The following is a 1,138-nucleotide window of genomic DNA, read 5'->3' as shown; positions in this document are numbered from 1 at the left end:
GAAGAAGCCTGTCAGCCGTATGGGGTGTTCAAAAAAATGACTGACCGGTCTGGATGGGATGATCAGATTCGGGTTTTTCTACACCCTCGTTAGATAAAATCATCCATTTCAAATGTGAGAAATTAATATGGAAAAAGAGAAAATGCCATGGTGGGGATGGGGTGTTTTAATATTCATCCTTATTAATATTTTCTCCCCATCTAATAATTCCACAACCAAATTTGATTCAGGCTCTCCTCAAACTCCTACTAGCTTTGTAAGATCATTAATTGAAAAGGTTGCCATATTAGGATTAGAATCAGTTGTAAAGGAATTATTTACCAGTCCAGACCCTGCCAAAGAATATGTGCAAGTTTCAGTCAATAATGCAGGAGAAATGGTTTTAAATACTTTTTTCCCTGCTGCTTTTGCAGCAGAACATAATATTGATTTTTCAAAACCAGAAAGTGAAATAAAACAAAAAATTGCAGAAATAGATAAAAAAATACAAGAAGATATTGATAGCTGTACAGAAATGGTTATTTACAAAGGAATTACAAACCAAGTTCAAAGACTTGAAGAACGCTACTCTTGTTTCATAGCAAAAGGATACACAGATAATGATGTTATTTATGCAAATGCAAAACAGCAAGCAAAGACCATATAAATATTATTTTTTATTTATATCCTCGTTATCAGTGGCTGGGTGTCAATCTTCTCCACCGCCACCAGTATATATCTCACCATCTTCACCGCCTGTAACTATTATAGTTCCACCACCAAGCCACAATACACAAAAAGTATCCACTGAGTCAGATAACTGTCATCAGGATTATAATATTAAATATAGAGAGTGCTATGATTTCACTTTACCCGTCTCAAGTGTTAAGCGTGATCGTTTATTTGCAAAGTGTTTACGAGATGCAGGATACCCAGAAGGATCAGAAACTTGTAGAAAGAAAACTCAATAATTAGGCATATAAATCTAACGATATTCTCGACGACGGACGCGGTGACAGGCCGCAACGCTGATTTAACTACTCCCCGCCGCGCCCGTCAAATTTGACGTTGAGGCTGTAGAAAAACCCTCCGAACCGCCATTTTGTGGGATAATCAGGCATCGCAAGCACCAGAATGAGTAGACAGGCATGGCACGCTA

The 1,138-nt window shown here is 37.8% G+C and carries 1 protein-coding gene; it reads left to right on the top strand.

Annotation, left to right across the window (positions count from 1 at the left end):
* Positions 1-127: 127 nt before the first annotated feature.
* The gene (locus tag BLV87_RS18930) at positions 128-646 is read left to right on the top strand and encodes a hypothetical protein (protein ID WP_093071210.1); all 519 of its coding nucleotides are present in this window, start codon (positions 128-130) and stop codon (positions 644-646) included.
* Positions 647-1,138 lie beyond the last annotated feature (492 nt).

It is taken from the genome of Thiothrix caldifontis (assembly GCF_900107695.1).
Lineage (GTDB): Bacteria > Pseudomonadota > Gammaproteobacteria > Thiotrichales > Thiotrichaceae > Thiothrix > Thiothrix caldifontis.
This window is presented reverse-complemented; position numbering and strand designations above follow the sequence as displayed.

Bases quoted from the DNA above. Each gene is read 5' to 3' on its own strand.
- BLV87_RS18930 (WP_093071210.1), top strand. From the start codon at position 128: ATGGAAAAAGAGAAAATGCCATGGTGGGGATGGGGTGTTTTAATATTC.